Genomic DNA, 16,301 nt, shown 5'->3' with positions numbered 1-16,301 from the left:
AAGTCGCGCGACCATGGATCTGACGTCGTTTTCGCTGGGCGATCCCCTGCTCTGGGGCAAGCTCTTCGAGATCATCCTGCTCAATGTCATCCTCTCCGGTGACAATGCCGTCGTGATCGCGCTGGCCTGCCGGGCGCTCGCGCCGGAGCAGCGCACCAAGGGCATCGCGCTCGGCGCGGCGGTGGCCGTGGTGCTGCGGATCGTCTTCACGGTGGTCATCGCGTCTCTGCTGAGCATGCCCTTCCTGCGCATCGTCGGCGCCGGTTTGCTGATCTGGATCGCGGTGAAGCTTCTCGTCGAGGATGAGGGGCAGGACGAGGATTCCATCGCCGCCAGCAGCAAGCTCTGGAAAGCCGTGCAGACGGTCGCGATCGCCGACATCGTCATGAGTCTCGACAATGTCCTCGCCATCGCCGGCGTGGCGCGCGATTCCATGCCGCTGCTGATCGTCGGCCTCGTCATCTCGATCCCGCTGATCGTGGTCGGCGCCTCGCTGATCACCAATCTCTTGACCCGTTTCCCGATCCTGGTCTGGGCCGGCGCGGGCCTGCTCGGCTGGGTGGCGGGCGAGATGCTCGACAGCGACCCCTGGCTGGTGACCCGCTTCGGCGCGGAACTGCTGCACCAGCTCGAATACCCCGTCGCCATCCTCGGCGCGCTGCTCGTGCTCGGACTTGGCTACCTCATCAAATCGCGCCGGCCGGACCCGGCCCACTAACCCTTTGTTTTGATGCAATTCCGGCCGCGGAGCCGCTGCGCGCTTCTGCTGGAACGGCTTGAAGGACTGACCGACACATGGATTTCTCATCTTCGACCTTCTGGGTGTCGCTGCTCCAGATCATCTGGATCGACCTCCTGCTCTCCGGCGACAACGCCATCGTCATTGCGATGGCGGTGCGCTCGCTGCCGGAGAAGCAGCGCAAGCTGGGCATCCTGCTCGGCGCCGGCGCCGCCGTGGGCCTGCGCATCCTCTTCGCGGTGGTGGTGTCCTATCTGCTCAACATCCCCTTCCTGAAGGTCGTCGGCGGGCTGCTGCTGTTCTGGATCGCGATCAAGCTCGCCAAGGGCGAGGAAGAGGCGCACAGCGACATCGCGGCCAGCGACAATCTCTGGAAGGCGGTGCGCACCATCGCCATCGCCGATGCGGTGATGAGCCTCGACAACGTGCTCGCCATCGCGGCGGCGGCGCGCGGCCATTTCGAGCTCTTCATCTTCGGCCTGCTGCTGACCATCCCGCTGATCATCTTCGGCGCAAACGTCCTCTCGAAGGTCCTCGAACGCTTCCCGATCCTGGTCTGGTTCGGCGCCGGCCTGCTCGGCTGGATCGCCGGCGAGATGCTGGTCAGCGACATCGCCGTGCTGCAATGGCTCCAGACCGCCATTCCGAGCTGGGTCCAGACCGTTCCGGTGTCCGACACGCATCCGGTCGGGCTGGCGACGAACAAGACGGTCTTTTACGGAGCGGCGGTCGTCGGCGCAGCCTTCGTCTGCGCTGTCGGCTACCTTCTCAAGCGCAAGCCTGCTGACCAGCCGGGCTGAGCTTCAGGCGCCATCCAGAACGATCGCCGCGGCGGCCAGGATCTCCTGGCCGCCGTTTTCGATGGTGGCGAGTGCGCCGTCCGCCGTGCCACGCAGCGGATCGTGGACACGGAAGCGTTCGGGCGAGATGAGTAAGATCGCGAAGCTTTCGGGCGGCCGGACGAATCCGGTTCCGAGCGCCTTCACATAGGCCTCCTTCGCCGCCCAGAGCCGGGCGAAGGCGAGGGCGCGCAGCGAAGGTTCGCTCTCCTCCAGCATCCGCCATTCATCGCGGTGCAGGGCTTCGCGCGGAATGACGCCGGCCGGATCGACCCGTTCCACATCAACCCCGACGGGTGCCTGCGCGAGCGCGATGGCGATGACGCCCGCCCGTGTCGCAAGCGAGATCTGCAGCTCCGTTTCCAGCGCCGTCGCCAGCAGCGGCCGGCCGGCGGAATCATGAGCGATGGCGATTTCGGCCGCAGGGCGGCCGAGCTGCCGCGCCAGGATGGCCCGTGCCGTCTCGCGCCGGAGTGTCGAGCGCTCCGTCAGGTTGCGCGGACGCTGCGGCGTCGCAACCAGCCAGACGGCCGGGTAGGTGGGCGCGGTCGCCTCGATCGAACGGAGCCAGTGCATGGGCCGGACTATGGCATGCGGCTTATCCCGTCACCACGCGCGCGGGCCGATATCCGGACCGCGTCCTGCCCCGTCGGCCTCCGCCTTGCATGGGGCACATGCGTAGGTGCAGCCGGCATGCGTTGACCCGACGGCGCCTTCGGCCTTTGGAAAGACCATGCAGTCACACGATACCGAACCGCCATTGGCGGGCAATGTTGCTCCCTTCACGGCACAGGGCATGCTGCTCGGCCTGCGCAAGGTTTCCGTGCTGCTGCCGGGCATCGTCGTCTTCGCCGTGGCCTTCGGCGCCGCCGCCTCGGCCAAGGGCATGAGCCTCGTCGAGACGCTGCTGATGAGCGCCCTGGTCTATGGCGGCGTCTCGCAGCTCGTGGCGATGGAGCTGTGGCGGCCGGAATGGAGCTGGGGCGCCATCGTCGGGCTGGCGGTGGTCACCGCCACGGTCAATGCCCGGTCGATCCTGCAGGGGGCCTCGCTGCAGCCCTGGTTCGCGCGCTATCCCAAGGGGCTGAACGCCTTCCACCTGTTCTTCTTCACCGATGCGAACTGGCTGATCGGCACGCGCTATCAGGCCGAGGGCGGGCGTGATCTCGGCGTCGTGGTCGGCGCGGGCCTCGGGCTCTGGGTCGTCTGGGTTCTCGCCACGGTTCCCGGCCACATGCTGGGCGCCCTGGTCTCCGATCCGCGCCGTTACGGCATCGACCTCGTCATGCCGATCTTCTTCGCGGCGATGATCGTGCCGCTCTGGCGCGGCCGGCGCGGGGCCGTTCCCTGGGTCGTCGCCGGTATGGTCGCCCTGCTGACGGCAAAGCTCGTCGACGGCTACGCCTTCATCATCGCCGGCTCCCTCGCTGGCGCCGTCACGGGGGCGTTCCGCGATGACGCTGTCTGATCCCGGCCCCTGGGGCGCCTTCATCGCCATCGGCGCCATGGCGGTGGCGACCTATCTCTGCCGGCTGGCAGGGGTGGTGCTGATGAGCTTCGTGCCGCTGACGCCGCATGTCCGGCGCGGCCTTGCCGCGCTGCCCGGCTCGATCGTGGTCGCGACCGTGCTGCCTTTGATCGAGCGGCTCGGCCTCGCCGCGGCCGTGGCGCTGCTCGCCGCCATCGGCGCGATGTTCGTGACCCGCAACGAACTCGTCGCGCTGCTCACCGGCATGGCGATGATCTCGGCGGCGCGGTTCTTCGGCTTCTAGAGCATTTTCGAGCGAAGTGGACACCGGTTCGCGTGAAGACAATGCGGCAAACCAAGACCTGACCCATCACCCCGCCCGATGGCTTCCATCACATCCCGTCATCGCGCCATGTCCGGCTGGCTGTTGACGGCGCGTGGCGGCGGGAGGACGGTGCGGCTTAGCAAAAACGACTGAAACGGAGCGCCGTCATGGCATGGTATTCTCAGACCTGGACCTGGTTCGACGGAGCCTGGCATGAGGGCAACCCCGGCCTCGTCGGCCCGCGCAGCCATGCGCTCTGGCAGTCCTCCTCCGTCTTCGACGGCGGCCGCTATTTCGACGGCGTCGCCCCCGACATCGACCTGCACGCCGCGCGCGTGAACCGCTCCGCCGTGGCGCTCGGCCTCGAGCCCACCGTGACCCCGGATTTCATCGTCGAGAAGATGTATGAGGGCGCGAAGAAATTCGCTCCCGGCACGGCGCTCTACGTCAAGCCGATGTACTGGGCCGAGGCCGATGGCCCCTCGACCATCATGCCCGATCCGGATTCGACCCAGTTCGCGCTCTGCCTGTTCGAGGCGGCGATGCCGCAGCCGACGAATGGCTTCTCCGTCACCAAGGGCATCTATCGCCGTCCGACCTTCGAGACTGCCCCGACCGATTCCAAGGCCGGCTGCCTGTATCCCAATAACGCCCGCATCCTGAAGGCCGCCAAGGCCGCCGGCTTCGACAACGCGCTGGTGCTCGACATGCTCGGCCATGTCGCGGAGACGGCGACCTCCAACATCTTCCTCGCCAAGGACGGCGTGGTGAAGACGCCGGTCCCGAACGGCACCTTCCTGAACGGCATTACCCGCCAGCGCGTCATCAGGCTGCTGCGCGAGAACGGCGTGCCGGTCGAGGAGTGCAGCCTGCGCTACGAGGATTTCGAGACGGCCGACGAGATCTTCATCTCCGGCAACTACTCGAAATGCATGCCGGTGATCCGCATCGACGATCGCGTGCTCCAGCCCGGCCCGCTCTTCCGCAAGGCGCGCGAGCTCTACATGGACTTCGCGCACAGCAAGGCGAAGGCCGCCTGAGGCCCATAGGAACTGGCCATGGCGCGCCTCGCCACGCGGCTGACCGAGCGGCTCGGCATCGCTCACCCGATCCTGTCGGCGCCGATGGCGCTGGCGGGTGGCGGGGCGCTCGCGGCCGCCGTGACGCGAGCGGGCGGGCTTGGCCTGATCGGCGGCGGCTACGGCGATGCTACGTGGCTCGATCAGCAATTCACGGCGGCCGGCAATACCCGGACCGGCTGCGGTTTCATCACCTGGTCAATGGCGAAGCGGCCGGAGCTGTTGACGCAGGCGCTGGCGCATGAACCCGCCGTCCTGATGCTGTCCTTCGGCGATCCGCGCCCCTTCGCCGCCGAAATCGCGGCGGCGGGCGTGCCGCTGATCTGCCAGTGCCAGTCATTGCAGCATGTCCGGCAGGGTCTGGAGGCCGGTGCCGCGATCATCGTCGCGCAAGGCGCCGAGGCCGGCGGCCATGGCGCACGCCGCGCAACCTTGCCCTTCGTGCCCGAAGCGGCCGATCTCATCGCCCGCGAGAGCCCGCAGACGCTGCTTCTCGCCGCGGGCGGCATCGCCGATGGGCGCGGGCTCGCCGCCGCGCTGATGCTGGGTGCGGACGGCGTGCTCGTCGGCACCCGCTTCTGGGCTAGTCGCGAGGCGCTGGTGCATGAGCGCCACCATGCCGCCGCCGTCGCCGCCACCGGCGATGGGACGGTGCGCTCCTCATTGCCCGACATCGCCCGCCAGCTCGACTGGCCGAAGCCCTTCGACATCCGCGTCGCGGACAATGCCTTCATCGCGCAATGGGCCGGGCGCGATCACGAGCTGAAGGCCGCGATCGCGACGGAGGCGACGGCCTATCGCGAGGCCTTCATGGCCGGAGACCCCGACAAGGCCGCCGTGATCTTCGGCGAGGCGGCGGGGCTGATCGCCGATGTGCCGTCAGCCGGCGAGATCGTCGAGCGGATGGTCGAGGAGGCCGCTGCACTGCTCGGCGGGGCAGGGCGCTTCCTCGGCTGAGAATTCAGCGCAACAACCTGAGCAGCCCCGTCATCTTCAGCCCGATGCCGGCGATGGCGACATAGAGCAGGCCCGCGGCTGTGGACAGCAGCAGCACCGCCATCAGCAGCGGCTGCGGCAGGGACGCTGTCCATGCCTGGGCCGGAGAGGCGAACCACCAGGCCAGAAGGCCGGCGGCGATGGTGGCCATGCCGACGATCGCGACAAAGCCCGGCAGGCGCCGGTCCGGCTCGGTCCAGCCGCGCCGCCGCGCCAGCACGAACAGCGTCAGCAGATTGACCCAGGCGCCGGCGGCGGTGGCGAGGGCGAGGCCCGGAGCCCCCCAGTCGCGCCACAGGAACAGCTTGAGCGTGAGATTGCAGGCGATGGCCGCGAGCGCGACCAGCATCGGCGTCCTGGTGTCGCCGCGCGCCTGGAAGGCCGAGACCTGCGTGCGGATCATCACGATCGCCGGCAGGCCGAGCGAATAGGCGAAGAGCACGGTGCCGGCCGCCCGGCTCGCTTCGGCATCGAAGGCGCCGCGCTGGAACAGCCCCGCCACGATCAGGTCCGGAATCGCGATGAAGGCGGCGACGAAAGGAGCGCTGGCGAGGAGCGAGATCGCGACGGCGCGGTTCTGCGAGCGGTTGGCGCCGGCCTCGTCCCCGCGCGCGACCTGCCGGCTCATCGCCGACAATGCGACCGTGCCGACCGCGATGGCGATCAGCCCGAGCGGGAGCTGGTAGAGCCGCTCGGCGTAGTAAAGGGCCGAATAGGCGCCGCGCGGCAGCAAGGAGGCGATGATCGTATCGGCGAAGATCGCGATCTGCACGCCGGCCGAGCCGATCACCGCCGGCCCGAAGGCCTTCAGAAAGCGCCGGACGCCGAGATCCATATGCGGCCTGACCAGCTTGCTGGAGACGCCCGCGCGCTTGGCCGCCACATAGAGCAGCACCCATTGCGCCAGCCCGGAGATCGCGACGCCCCAGGCGGCGGCATAGGCCGCGCCCGGAAACAGGAAGGGCACGGCGAGCGCCGCCATCACGCCGATATTGAGCAGGATCGGCGCGGCGGCGAAGGCCGAGAAGCGGTCGACCGCGTTCAGCGTCGCGCCGAGGAAGGTGACCATCGTCACGAAGAGCAGATAGGGGAAGGTGATCCGCGTCAGCGCGACGGCGAGCGCGAAGGTGGCCGGGTCTTCCTTGAAGCCGGGTGCCAGCAGCGTGACCAGCCAGGGCATCAATGGCAGGGCCAGCGCCAGCAGCACGACCTGAATCAGGAACAGCACGGTGAAGAGCCGGTCGGCGAAGAGATTCGCCGCCTTCTGCCCCTGCTTCTCCGCGACATGGGCATAGGCCGGCACATAGGCTTGGTTGAAGGCGCCCTCGCCGAAGATGGCGCGGAAATGATTCGGGAGGCGCAGCGCCACCGAGAAGGCGTCCATGGTGGCGCCGGCACCGAGCACGGCCGCGAGCATGATGTCGCGCGCGAAGCCAGTCAGGCGCGAGATCAGCGTATAGCCGCCGACCGACAGGATGTTCCGGAGCATGAAAATCCTAGCGGATCAGCGGCGGCAGGGCGTCGCCGCGCGGGTGGTCGACGGTGCGCGCCTCGAAACCGACGCGCTCGCCGATGAGGTAGAGCGGCCGGCGCTTCACCTCGGCGAAGATGCGGCCGACATATTCGCCGATCATGCCGAGCGAGACGAGCTGGATGCCCGAGAAGAACATGATCGAGACAATCAGCGACGGGAAGCCGGGAAGGTCCGTGCCGTAGATCAGCGTGCGCAGCATGAAATAGAGCGCCGACAGCGTCGCGATGCAGGCGATGATGGCGCCCGACCAGGTCGCGATCTTGAGCGGCACGGTCGAGAAGGAGGAGAGCCCGTCGAAGGCGAAGGAGAACAGCTTGCGATAGCGGAACTTCGACTGCCCATGCTCGCGCTCGGCGACCTGGAAAGGCACGCCGACGGAGCGGAAGCCGACCCAGGCATAGAGCCCCTTGGAGAAGCGCGCCCGTTCCGGCAGAGCTCGCAGCGCATCGACCGCCTTGCGGTCGAGCAGGCGGAAATCGCCGGCGCCTTCCGGCAGGTCGGTTTCGCCGAACTGCGAGAAGATGCGGTAGAAGGCCTTGGCGAAATTGCGCTTCAGCCGGGTCTCGCTCTCGCGGTCGACGCGCTGGCCGTAGACGTTGAGATAGCCCTCGCGCCACTTCTCCAGAAAGGCGGGAATGACCTCGGGAGGGTGCTGCAGATCGGCATCCATGATGACGACCGCATCGCCATAGGCATGGTCGAGCCCGGCGGCGATGGCGATCTCCTTGCCGAAATTGCGGCTGAAGGAGACGGCGTTGATCCGCGGATCGGTAGAGTAGAGCTCGCGGATGGTCGCCAATGTCGCGTCCTGGCTGCCATCGTCGACGAAGACGATTTCCCAGGAGGCGACCGCCTCCGTCAGCACGGCCCGCAGCCGCTCGACGAGCGGGCGCAGATTGTCGGCCTCGTTGTGGACGGGCACGACGATGGAAAGCTCCGGCCAGCGGGAGACCCGGGGCGTGCGCTGAAGCGGCGGGGACGCGATGTCCGACACGAACGACCTTTCATGACGCGTCTGTCGACGGGGTGACGCGCGACGCACAGAACCGTAAAGCTTGCCGGCCGACAAGCCCGCATCCGACGGCGCCTTGCGGCCGAAGGAGGAACACCAGCAGCGATGGCGAACGGCTTTGTTCTCTGCGCCGATGATTTCGCCATGACCGAAGGCGTCAGCCGTTCGATCCTGGAGCTCCTCGGCCGTGGCAGGCTCTCCGCCACCGGCGCGATGACCAACCGGCCACACTGGCGCAGATTGGCGCCGGAACTCGGCGCTTTTGCGGAAGCCGCCGATCTCGGCCTGCATGTCAACCTGACTTGCGCCGCCCCGCTCGGCACGATGCCGCGGCTGGCGCCGGGCGGAGAATTCCAGGCGCTGGGCGTCGTGGCGCAGGCCGCGGCGATCTCGCCGGCCGTCCGGCGCGAGATCGCGGCCGAGTTCGGGCGCCAGCTCGATGCCTTCGAGGATGCGATGGGGCGCCCGCCCGATTTCGTCGACGGGCATCAGCATGTCCATGTCCTGCCCGGTGTGCGGCGCGCGGTACTCGATGCGCTGGCGCGGCGCTATCCGGCGGGGTCTGTCTATGTGCGCGATCCGGCCGACAGGATTTCGGCGATTCGCGAGCGTGGCGTCGCGGTGGGCAAGGCGCTGGTGATCGCCGGGCTCGCGACCGGCTTCCGCGCGGCCGCGCTGCGCCGGGAGCTGCGTGTCAATCGCGGCTTCTCCGGCGTCGCGCCTTTCGATCCGGCGCGCGATTTCGCGGCCGATCTGCGCCGCTTCCTGATCGCGCCGGGGCCTGCGCATCTGGTGATGTGCCATCCCGGCTTCGTCGATGACGAGTTGGCGCGGCTCGACCCGGTCGTGGCGCCGCGGCCGGTCGAGCACGCGGCGCTCGCCGCCTTCCGGCCGCCGGAGGGCATGCCCATGCGGCGTTTCCGGGAGCTTGCCGCTTAGAGCATCGGCCCGAAAACTGGACCGCGGTTTTCGGGAAAAGCCGATGCTCTAGGGCCGGCTGCCGGCCGCCGCCGCAAGCGATTTGTTTACCGGCTTAGGTCAGTGTCCTCGCGGTGGATGGGGGCGCCGTCCGTCGATGGATCGCGCCGGGTTTTAAAGGGCAGTCGCTCGATGACGGGGTTGACGCGGGCGGCCGAGGCGGCTGAGGAAACGCAGGCGCAGGGGGGGATGAAGGGCTTCGGCTCGCTGAGCCGGCAGATCGCGCTCGCGGCCGTGGTCATCGTGGCCGTGGCGATCATCTTCGTGGTCATGGCTGTGGCGCGCTACAATGACAGCCGCACCCGCTCCGATCTTGACCAGAAGGCGACCGCGCTGACGCTGATGGTCGCCAATGCGGCGCCGTCGCTGATCCTGTCGCGCGACAACCTCACCCTGGGCTACATCCTCGAATCGCTGCGGCGCGACCCTGATTTCGATGCCGCCATCGTCGCCGACGATCTAGTCTCGCTCGCTTCCGCCGGACGGACCGAGGAGGCGCGCCTGTCCCTGACGCCGCGCTGGCTGACCAGTGCGGTCGGAGAGGAGCCCTGGCGCAAGCTTCTGTCGGTTCCTTCGGTCGAGATCGAGGACGATGTCAGCGTCACCAAGATCCAGCCCGTGCGCGTGGTCGATAGGCAGATCGGCTATGTCGCGGTGCGCTTCGACAAGACCAGGCTGGTCGCACGCGCGACCTGGGAGCAGTTCGTCATCATCGGCCTGGGGCTCGCCGTCCTGATCGTGCTCGGGCCGCTGCTCTGGTTCTCGCTGTCGCGCACGATGCGCCCGCTGCGTGGCATGACCAATGCCATCGTCAGCATCTCGGACGGCGATCTCGACACGCCGATCGACGCTCAGGATCGTGGCGACGAGATCGGCGCGATCGCGCGCGCCCTCGGCGTGCTGAAGATCAGGCTGGCTGAGCGCGCGGCGCTGGAAGAGAAGCAGACTCTCTCCGAGACCGAGCGAAGGGCTCGGCAGCAGAACGTCGACGGTGCGATCGCGATGTTCCGCAGCGAGGTCGGCCTCGCGCTCGAAGCCTTCAAGAGCAACGCCGATCGCATGCAGGAGGCCTCCGACGGGCTGGCGCGCGTCGCCGCCGAATCCTCCGAGCGTGCCGCGCGCGCTGCCGACAACGCGCATGGTGCCTCTGGAAACGTCGAGAGCGCCGCGCAGGCGGCCGAGGAAATGGGCGCCGCGATCCGCGAAGTCGAGTTCCAGGTCCGGCGCGTCCGCACCGAGATCGTCGAGGCGGCCTCGGCCTCGCGCAACACCGCCGGCTCGGTCGAGGCGCTGGACGAGACGGCGCGCGCCATCGGCGAAGTGGTCAATCTCATTCGCGACATCGCCGCCCAGACCAACCTGCTCGCGCTCAATGCAACCATCGAGGCGGCGCGGGCCGGCGAGGCCGGGCGCGGCTTCGCGGTGGTGGCCTCCGAGGTCAAGTCGCTCGCGGCCCAGACCGCCGATGCAACCGACCGCATCGTCTCCCAGGTCGCCGCGATTCAGGGAGCGACAGGGCAGGTCGTCGGCGCGATCCAGAACATCGCCGAGCGGATGAACGCCATCGAAACCTTCGCCAACTCGGTCGCGGCCTCGATCGAGCAGCAGGCGCTCGCGACCGGCGAGATCGCCAGCGGCGTCGCCATGGCGAGCTCCTCGGCCCTGTCCGTCTCGAGCGACCTGAGCGTGCTCGCCGACAGCGTCGAGGAGACCGGCCGTTCGGCCGAGCAGGTCCGCGGCGCGGCCGGCGAGGTGGCGACGCAGGCCCAGAGGCTCGATTCGACCGTGGACCAGTTCCTGCGCAACGTCGCCGCCTGAAGCGGTCGCGGAGCGGCAAACAAAAACGGGGCCGCGAGGCCCCGTTTGCTTTTCCGGTTCCTGATCGCCGGGATCAGCCCTTGGCGGCTGCGCCATGGAGCTCGGCGACGTATTCCCAGTTCACCAGGCTTTCGAGGAAGGCCTTGAGATAGTCGGGACGCCGGTTGCGGTAATCGATGTAGTAGGAGTGCTCCCACACGTCGACGCCGAGGATCGGCGTGCCGCCATGGACCAGCGGGTTCTCGCCGTTCGGGGTCTTGCTGATGGCGAGCTTGCCGCCCTTGACCTCGAGCCAGGCCCAGCCCGAGCCGAACTGGCCGATGCCGGCGGCGATGAAGTCTTCCTTGAACTTGTCGACCGAGCCGAAGGAGTCGACGATCGCCTTCTCCAGCGCGCCCGGGATCTTGCCGCCGCCATTCGGCTTCATCCACTTCCAGAAATGGAGGTGGTTGTAGTGCTGGCCGGCATTGTTGAAGACCGCGGCATTCTTGCCGTAGGAGCCCTTGACGATCTCCTCGAGCGACTTGCCCTCGAATTCCGTACCCTTGATCGCGTTGTTGCCGTTGTTGACATAGGCGAGGTGGTGCTTGTCGTGGTGATACTCCAGCGTCTCCTTCGACATGAAGGGCTGAAGTGCGTCATGAGCATAGGGGAGATCGGGAAGGGTAAAGGTCATTGGGCCTCTCCTTGGGCTGTGAAATCGCTTGAATCAGAATGGCTTGCCATTCGGAGGCGGGGCCATGACAACCCTGCCGCTCCACGCGTTAGTTAAGCCGCCGCGCGCGGCTCGACAACCGCCAAACCTGCGAAAAACCCATGTCCTCTCGACAGGCGGCCACAATGGGGCCAGATTCCTCTCCTTAAGCCAGGTCGATTGGAAACTCTCTCTTATTCAATACGTTAGATATTGGCATGTTCCCGCCCGTCCATGAGCCGGGCAGGCCCTGCGTCAAGGAAGCCGAATTGATCGCGATTTTTACTCTCCTCGGCCTCGGGCTCTTCGGCGGCGGTGCCTATGCCGTCTATGATGGCTGGCCCTATCTGGTGCTGGAGCGGGGCTTCACCCAGGTCATCATCGGCTCGATCGCCATGACGGCAGGCCTTATCCTGCTGGCGCTGGCCTGGGTCCTGAAACAGCTCAAGGCCATCAGGACGGAGCTGGCGGAAGCGGCCGAGGCCCGCGTCTCCGTTACGGCTCCTGCGGAGGCCGCTTTTCCGGCCGTCTTGCCCATGGCGCCGGCGAATGTGCCGCCCGCCTCGTCCCCGATCGTGCCCGCCGTGCTGGGTGCGGGTGCTGCGGCCGCCGCGGCCGCCGTCGTCGCGGAGACGTCGGAAGCCAGCCCATCGACCACCGGAGCGGTGGAGCGGGACCTGTTCGGCACGCTGGTCGCCGACCATCTTGCTGCCGCGCCGAAAGAGGAAGAGGGAGAGGAAGAGCAGGATGAGGTGCCGGCGCCGGAGCGCGATGATTCCGTGCCGGACATGTTCGCGAAGGTTGCGGCGGATATCGAGCCGAGCGAGGCGGAGCATCCCATCGCCGTCGAGGATGAGAGCCACGAGCCGGCCGAGATCGTTGCGGCCCATATCCAGCCGCTGAGCGAGGACGAGGCCCTGGCGCACAGCGACGAGCAGGCCGAGGCGGCGGTCGAGAAGGCGGAGATCGACGAGCTTCCGCCCGAGCATCCCGTCGCCGCCGTCACGGATCAGGCTCCCGCCGATGAGGAAGACAGCGCGCGTGACGAGTTCGCGATGCTGCGGGAAAGCCTGACCACCGAACTCGGCGACCTGCGCCGGCCGGCCGGGCGTGTCGAGCCGTCCTTCGCGCTGGACGACCCCTTCGCGGAAGCCGAAACCTGGATGAAGCCCGGCGCCAAGCGCCAGGAGCCCCGTTTCGACACGGAGCGGCCTTCGGCCGAGGTTGAAGAGACTCAAAAGCCCATGCCGGTCGCACCGGTCTGGCCGCCGCGTACCGGGCCCCATGCTTTCGGTGTGTCGCCTGCGAATGAAGCCGAGCAGCCGGCGAAGCTTTCTCCCGAGCCCGTCGGGATGGATGCGGCTCCGGAAGCGCCTGTGCCCTCCGAAGAGGTCGCGGAAGCGCCATCGAAGCCGGCCGATGAAGAGGTGCCTGCGGGCGAAAGCTCTCCCGCTGTCTCGTCCGAGCCGGCAGCGCCCGAACCTGCCGCCTCCGAAGAGGGTGTCGTCGGCGCCTATCAGGTCGGCGAAGCCCACTTCACCATCTATGCCGACGGTTCGATCCGCGCGCGCACGCCCGACGGTGAATACAGCTTCGCCTCGATGGACGAACTCAAGGTCTACCTCGCCAGCGAGAAGAGCCGGCTCGGCGTTTGAGCATCCGCGAGCGCCGCCGTCATTCTCGGGCTTGACCCGAGAATCTCATGACATGGCGGCTCCTTCGCCTCATCGAGCGCGAGATGCCCGGGTCAAGCCCGAGCATGACGCGGGAGGTTCTCGGGCCAGCCTTCGCCGACGGCCTTGATGGCGAAGGCATAGGCCAGCGCCGTTTCCTTCAGCGAATCGAAGCGCCCGGCCGCGCCGCCATGCCCCGCCTCCATATTGGTGTGGAGCAGGATCGGCCCGCCGCCGGTCATGGTCGCGCGCAGCCGCGCCACCCATTTCGCCGGCTCCCAATAGGTCACGCGCGGATCGGTGAGGCCGCCCATCGCCAGGATCGGCGGATAATCCTGCGCGCTGACATTGTCATAGGGCGAGTAGCTGCGGATCGTCTCGAAGGCTTTGACGTCCCGGATCGGATCGCCCCATTCCGGCCATTCCGGCGGCGTCAGCGGCAGGCTGTCGTCGAGGATGGTGTTGAGCACGTCGACGAAGGGCACTTCCGCGACGATGCCGGCGAAAAGCGCCGGCGCCATGTTGGCGACCGCGCCCATCAGCATGCCGCCGGCGCTGCCGCCCTCGGCGACGATGCGCCCGCGACGGGTGAAGCCGGCCTCCGCCAGCGCTTCCCCCGCGGCGATGAAGTCGGTGAACGTATTGCGCTTCTTCTCGCGCTTGCCGTCGAGATACCAGCGCCAGCCCTTGTCCGTGCCGCCGCGGATATGGGCGATGGCATAGACGAAGCCGCGATCGACCAGGCTGAGCGGCCGCGTCCGGAACGAGGCGGACATCGCCGAGCCGTAGGAGCCGTAGCCGTAGAGCAGGCAGGGCGCATTGCCGTCGAGCTTCAGATCGGCACGGTGCAGGATCGAGATCGGCACCCGCTCGCCATCCTCGGCCGTCGCGAAGATGCGCCGCACCTTGTAGTCGGCCGGGTTGTGGCCCGAGGGCACCTCCTGCCGCTTCAGCAGGGTCCGCTCGCCGGTTGCGAGATCGTAGTCATAGGTTTCGGCAGGCCGCGCCATCGAGGCATAGATGAAACGCAGCGTATTCGTGTCGAACTCGTAGCCGGCATCCATGCCGAGCCCATAGGCCTCCTCGTCGAAGGCAATGCTGCTCTCGGCACCATCTGCGAAGTCGCGGATCACGATGCGCGGCAGCCCTTCCTCGCGCTCCAGCCGGATCAGCCTGCCCTTGAGGCAGACATGGTCGAGGATGAGCCGGCCCTGCCGATGGGGAACGAGATCGCGCCACCCTGCCGGATCGGGGTTGGCGAGCGGGGCCGTCACGATCTTGAAGTCTTCCGCTCCCTCGGCATTGGTCAGGATCACGAAGTCGTCGCCATGGTGCTCGACGCTGTATTGCCGGCCGGGCAGGCGCGCGGCGACAAGGCTGAGCTTCGCTTCGGGTGAAGCGAGATCGAGCAAACGGATCTCCGAGGTTTCGTGATCGCTGATCGAGATCAGCAGGAAGCGGCCGGACTGGGTCTTGTCGATGTCGACGAACATGCCGGCATCGCTCTCGTCATGCAGCAGCTCATCCGTCTCGGCCGCCGTGCCCAGACGATGCCGCAGCACCCGCGACGGGCGGTGATCGGCATCAACGGCGACGTAGAAGAACGAACGGGAATCGCTCGCCCAGACGATGTCGCCCGTGGCGTCGTTGACCTGGTCGGCCAGATCCTCACCCGTTTCGAGATCGCGGACGCGGATCCCATGCAGTTCCGAGCCGGCCTCGTCCGCGCTCCAGGCAAGCAGCCGATGGTCGGGACTATGGACGGCGTCGCCGAGGTCGAAGAAGTCCTTGCCTTCGGCCAGGGCATCGGCGTCGAGCATGATCTGCTCGCGGCTCTTGCCTTTGTCTTTGCCCTTGTCCTTGCCGTGACCTTCCCGCGGGCGGCGGCAGATCAATGGATGCTCGGCTCCCTTGCGATAGCGTGAATAGTAGAGCCAGGCGCCGTCCCGCTGCGGAACGCTGGAATCGTCTTCCTTGATCCGGCCGCGCATTTCCTTGACGAGTTCGCGCTGCAGGTCGCGGGTCGAGGCCATCAATGCCTTGCAATAGACATTCTCTGCTTCGAGATAGTCGCGGATATCGGCGGGCAGCGCTTCGGGATTGCGCAGTACGTCCTTCCAGTTCGGGGCTCGCAGCCAGTCGTAATCATCGCGTAACAGCACGCCGTGGACGGTGCTTTCCTTCGTCCTGATCTCCGCTTTGGGCGGCGCCGGCAGGCGGCGGGATCGGCGCGATACGCCGCTCTGATCTCGAAGGCCGGGGGCAGGACGCATGAGCGGTTCTCCATGACGGGCGCCCGAGAGGTAGAGCCCCGCTGCTACGGTGACAAGACGCACTTCTTGTCGGTAGGTATACCTTTGCGTGCATTGGAAATCGCAGTCATTTGCGCTGCCGAATATTGGATCAAGATATTCCTGTTCGATTGAATTGTTCTCTTGCGTGAATAGGCAGTATCCATTACAGGCTGATCTCGATCGATCGGGTCGATGATTCTGTTTCCGGTAGTGCCCGCCACTATTGGCAAGGATGGCCACCAGGTGGGGCTTTCAAAGACGGGCGATCGCCAAAGTCCACGTTAAGAACGATAAGGAGCGACATAGCTATGGCCGATCACGAGGGAGCGGACTTCATCGAACTGACGGCAGACATCGTTTCTGCCTATGTCTCCAACAATTCAGTTCCTGCGTCCGACTTGCCGGCGCTGATCAGCGAAGTCCATTCGGCGCTCAGCCGCGTCATCGGCGGTGTGGCTCCGGTGCTTCCGGTCGAGGCGCCGAAGCCGGCGATCCCGGTCAAGAAGTCGATTACTGCCGATTTCCTAGTCTGCCTCGAGGACGGCAAGAAATTCAAGTCGCTGAAGCGCCATCTGCGCACGCAGTACAACATGTCGCCGGAGCAGTATCGCGAGAAGTGGGGCCTGCCGCCCGACTACCCGATGGTCGCTCCGAACTACGCCGAGGCTCGCTCGCAGCTCGCGAAGAAGATGGGCCTGGGCCAGCAGCGTCGCAAGCGTCGCTGAGACGCGGGACGAAGCAGAATTTCATCGACAGAAGCCGCCGGATTTCCGGCGGCTTCTCTTTTGGGGCGGTACGAGTCAAGCAAAGGCTCTCATCGCGGGCTCATCGAGCCCGACGCCGCACATGATG

General features: G+C 67.0%; 15 protein-coding genes. 10 read left to right on the top strand and 5 right to left on the bottom strand.

The genetic code is table 11. The annotated features are described in order from the left end of the window. The first annotated feature begins 13 nt into the window (after positions 1–13). Entirely contained in the window at positions 14–718 is a 705-nt protein-coding gene (locus tag AB6806_RS28615; protein ID WP_370956353.1) for a TerC family protein, read from the top strand. Between the two features lie 77 nt (positions 719–795). Continuing rightward, a complete protein-coding gene (locus AB6806_RS28610) occupies positions 796–1,539 on the top strand; it encodes a TerC family protein (RefSeq protein WP_038361080.1) in 744 nt (247 codons plus the stop codon). Positions 1,540–1,542: 3 nt separating this feature from the next. Here AB6806_RS28610 and AB6806_RS28605 read toward each other — a convergent pair whose 3' ends face one another. Then, positions 1,543–2,154: a 4'-phosphopantetheinyl transferase family protein gene (locus tag AB6806_RS28605; RefSeq protein ID WP_370956352.1), complete on the bottom strand. Its 612-nt coding sequence runs from the start codon at positions 2,152–2,154 to the stop codon at positions 1,543–1,545. A 157-nt stretch (positions 2,155–2,311) separates the two neighbouring features. On the opposite strand from AB6806_RS28605, the gene AB6806_RS28600 reads away from it, so the two are divergent. The 4 genes from AB6806_RS28600 to AB6806_RS28585 all read left to right on the top strand — a co-directional run bounded on the left by AB6806_RS28600 (position 2,312) and on the right by AB6806_RS28585 (position 5,407). Continuing rightward, positions 2,312–3,046, top strand: coding sequence for an AzlC family ABC transporter permease (locus AB6806_RS28600; RefSeq protein WP_370956351.1), 735 nt, complete (start codon positions 2,312–2,314; stop codon positions 3,044–3,046). Continuing rightward, positions 3,033–3,350 carry an AzlD family protein gene (locus AB6806_RS28595; protein WP_142020180.1) on the top strand — a complete coding sequence of 106 codons (318 nt, stop codon included), beginning with the start codon at positions 3,033–3,035 and terminating at the stop codon, positions 3,348–3,350. The genes AB6806_RS28600 and AB6806_RS28595 overlap by 14 nt, the downstream gene beginning before the upstream one ends. Positions 3,351–3,538: 188 nt before the next feature. Further along, positions 3,539–4,411, top strand: coding sequence for a branched-chain amino acid aminotransferase (locus AB6806_RS28590; protein ID WP_038361085.1), 873 nt, complete (start codon positions 3,539–3,541; stop codon positions 4,409–4,411). Positions 4,412–4,429: 18 nt separating this feature from the next. Continuing rightward, positions 4,430–5,407 (top strand): NAD(P)H-dependent flavin oxidoreductase, encoded by a 978-nt coding sequence (locus AB6806_RS28585; RefSeq protein ID WP_142020181.1) that lies wholly within the window; start codon positions 4,430–4,432, stop codon positions 5,405–5,407. 4 nt (positions 5,408–5,411) lie between these two features. Here the strand turns inward: AB6806_RS28585 and murJ are convergent, their stop codons facing one another. Both murJ and AB6806_RS28575 read right to left on the bottom strand, forming a co-directional pair. Next, the gene (murJ, locus tag AB6806_RS28580; protein WP_370956350.1) at positions 5,412–6,935 is read right to left on the bottom strand and encodes a murein biosynthesis integral membrane protein MurJ; all 1,524 of its coding nucleotides are present in this window, start codon (positions 6,933–6,935) and stop codon (positions 5,412–5,414) included. A gap of 7 nt (positions 6,936–6,942) precedes the next feature. After that, the gene (locus tag AB6806_RS28575) at positions 6,943–7,974 is read right to left on the bottom strand and encodes a glycosyltransferase family 2 protein (protein ID WP_370956349.1); all 1,032 of its coding nucleotides are present in this window, start codon (positions 7,972–7,974) and stop codon (positions 6,943–6,945) included. 123 nt (positions 7,975–8,097) lie between these two features. On the opposite strand from AB6806_RS28575, the gene AB6806_RS28570 reads away from it, so the two are divergent. Together AB6806_RS28570 and AB6806_RS28565 are read left to right on the top strand one after the other, a co-directional pair. Then, entirely contained in the window at positions 8,098–8,931 is an 834-nt protein-coding gene (locus AB6806_RS28570) for a ChbG/HpnK family deacetylase (protein WP_142020183.1), read from the top strand. A 171-nt stretch (positions 8,932–9,102) separates the two neighbouring features. After that, a complete protein-coding gene (locus tag AB6806_RS28565) occupies positions 9,103–10,788 on the top strand; it encodes a methyl-accepting chemotaxis protein (RefSeq protein WP_185747779.1) in 1,686 nt (561 codons plus the stop codon). Positions 10,789–10,861: 73 nt separating this feature from the next. Here the strand turns inward: AB6806_RS28565 and AB6806_RS28560 are convergent, their stop codons facing one another. Next, positions 10,862–11,464 carry a superoxide dismutase gene (locus AB6806_RS28560; RefSeq protein WP_112763299.1) on the bottom strand — a complete coding sequence of 201 codons (603 nt, stop codon included), beginning with the start codon at positions 11,462–11,464 and terminating at the stop codon, positions 10,862–10,864. A 236-nt stretch (positions 11,465–11,700) separates the two neighbouring features. On the opposite strand from AB6806_RS28560, the gene AB6806_RS28555 reads away from it, so the two are divergent. After that, positions 11,701–13,137, top strand: a complete 1,437-nt coding sequence (locus AB6806_RS28555) for a hypothetical protein (RefSeq protein WP_370956348.1) — start codon at positions 11,701–11,703, stop codon at positions 13,135–13,137. 92 nt (positions 13,138–13,229) lie between these two features. On the opposite strand, the gene AB6806_RS28550 is transcribed toward AB6806_RS28555, so the two are convergent. Continuing rightward, positions 13,230–15,428, bottom strand: a complete 2,199-nt coding sequence (locus AB6806_RS28550) for a S9 family peptidase (protein ID WP_142020185.1) — start codon at positions 15,426–15,428, stop codon at positions 13,230–13,232. Positions 15,429–15,757: 329 nt separating this feature from the next. Here AB6806_RS28550 and AB6806_RS28545 point away from each other — a divergent pair, with 329 nt between their 5' ends. After that, positions 15,758–16,174, top strand: coding sequence for a Ros/MucR family transcriptional regulator (locus AB6806_RS28545; protein WP_038361095.1), 417 nt, complete (start codon positions 15,758–15,760; stop codon positions 16,172–16,174). The last annotated feature ends 127 nt before the right edge of the window (positions 16,175–16,301 follow it).

It is taken from the genome of Allobosea sp. RCC_152_1, from assembly GCF_041360765.1.
Classification (GTDB): Bacteria; Pseudomonadota; Alphaproteobacteria; order Rhizobiales; family Beijerinckiaceae; genus Allobosea; species Allobosea spartocytisi.
Note: the sequence above shows the minus strand (reverse complement) of the source record. Positions and strands in the feature narration are given on the sequence as shown.